1 protein-coding gene is annotated in these 1,750 nt (G+C 77.8%); it reads right to left on the bottom strand.

All coding sequences use genetic code 11. From position 1 onward, the window contains the following. Window positions 1-1,750 (bottom strand): DUF5682 family protein (locus V7793_RS37250; RefSeq protein ID WP_336014128.1); only part of this gene is annotated, 1,750 nt, incomplete at both ends.

Here is a 1,750-nt window from a genome sequence, read left to right on the forward strand (position 1 = left end):
GAGGGAGCGGCGCACGCCGGGGTCGTAGGCGGAGAAGGTGCGCCGGAGGAGGGGCAGGACGTCGGTGAAGGCGCCCGGGGGCACGCCGGTGAGCCAGTCGTCCACGAGGGAGAGCAGGCGCTCGTCGTGGACGAGGAGCATGCCGCCGGAGCCGCCGCTGCCGAGGAACCCCTCGATCCACGCGGCTGCCCGGGCCGGTTCGGTGCCGGCGGACAGGGCGAGCCCCATGAGCCGGGCGGCCCGTCCGTCGGGCAGCAGCCCGTCGTCGAGCAGCAGCCGCGCGGCCCGCCCCCGGATGCCCCCGGGCAGCCCGTCCCGCCCGGCGAGGACGCCGAGCACGCCGGACCAGCGGTGGCGCAGGTCCGGGGGCGCGCCGGTTTCCGGGGCGAGCAGGGTCACCGCCCGGTGGACCGCTTCCACATGGCCCCTCATGGCCTCCGCGGCGTCCGCGCCGAGACCGGCGCACGCCGCCGGGAGGCCGACGAAGATGCGCTCGGCGAGGCCCGCGGCCACGGCGCCGAGGGCAGCGGTGTCCGTGTGGCGGACGTCGCCGTAGCGCACGGAGCGGACGAGGGCCGGCAGGGCCTCGGCCAGGTGGGCGACGTCCGCGTCGAGGGCGGCGCGGTCGGCCAGGACGCGCATCACGACCGGGAGGGCGCCGGGGAGCTCCGCCAGCAGGCAGTGCTCGGCGAGGGCCGTGACGTCGGCGAGGGCGGCGGAGCCGGCGGCCCGGGCCTCGGCCTTCGCGGTGGCGGCGGCGAGCACGGTGGTGCCCCAGGCCGAGGCCTCGGCGACCCGTACGGCCAGCTCGGGATCCCAGCTCAGCCGCCAGGTCTCGCGGAAGGTGCCGGTCCCCGCGCGGGAGCGGACCGGCTCACCCCAGCCGACGCCGAGGAGCCGCAGGCGGTGCAGCAGCCGGCTGCGCGCGGCGTCGGTGTCCTTGCGCAGGTCGAACTCCACCTCGCGGGCGTCCGGTTCGGGCTTGAGGCGCAGGCTGCGCTGGAGGCGGGAGAGGTCGCGCTGCAGGGGCGTGGCCGGGGCCGTGTCGGGCACCTCGCCGAGGACGTCCCCGATGACGAGGCGGTCCCGTACGAGGGCGAGGGGCACGTCGGAGCCGTCGCACATGACGGCCCTGACGGCGTCGGTGGTCTCGGTGAGCCCGGCGAGCGGGCGGCCGCGCAGCGCGGCGAGGGAGCCGGCGAGGCGGACGGCCTCGATGACGTGGGCGGAGGAGACGGGGAAGTCCTCGTCCCGCAGCAGCCGGGCGGCCTTCGTCATCCAGCGTTCGAGCGGGCGGTCCGCGGCGTGGAAGAGGTGGCCGTACCAGCCGGGCGAGTCGATGCCGGCGCCGTAGCCGCTGTGACGGGAGAGGCGCCGGTGGGTCCAGGGCACCCAGCCGATCGCGGTCCTGACCTTCGGCAGGCCCTTGAGGGCCTGCCGGTCGGCGGTGACGGTCCGCCGCTCGGCGAGGGCCGGCACGTGCCAGGCGCCGCAGACGACGGCGATCCCGTCCCCGAACTCCCGCCGGGCGTCGCGGATCCTGAGCCGCATGTGCGCTTCGCGGACGAGGTCCCGCGCACCGCCGGACCCGTCGCCTTCACCGTCGTCGTGGCCGTCGTCGCCGTCGCCGTCGCCGAACGCGGACCGCAGTTCGGCCATGGCGTCGGCGAGCGCGGCGAAGGGGGCGAGGGCGTCGGCGCCGTCCCGGCCGCGGCGGTGCTCGACGGCGTCCTCCCACCACACTTCGGGG

Origin of the sequence: Streptomyces sp. KLMMK (assembly GCF_036961605.1) — a bacterium.
Lineage (GTDB): Bacteria > Actinomycetota > Actinomycetes > Streptomycetales > Streptomycetaceae > Streptomyces > Streptomyces telluris.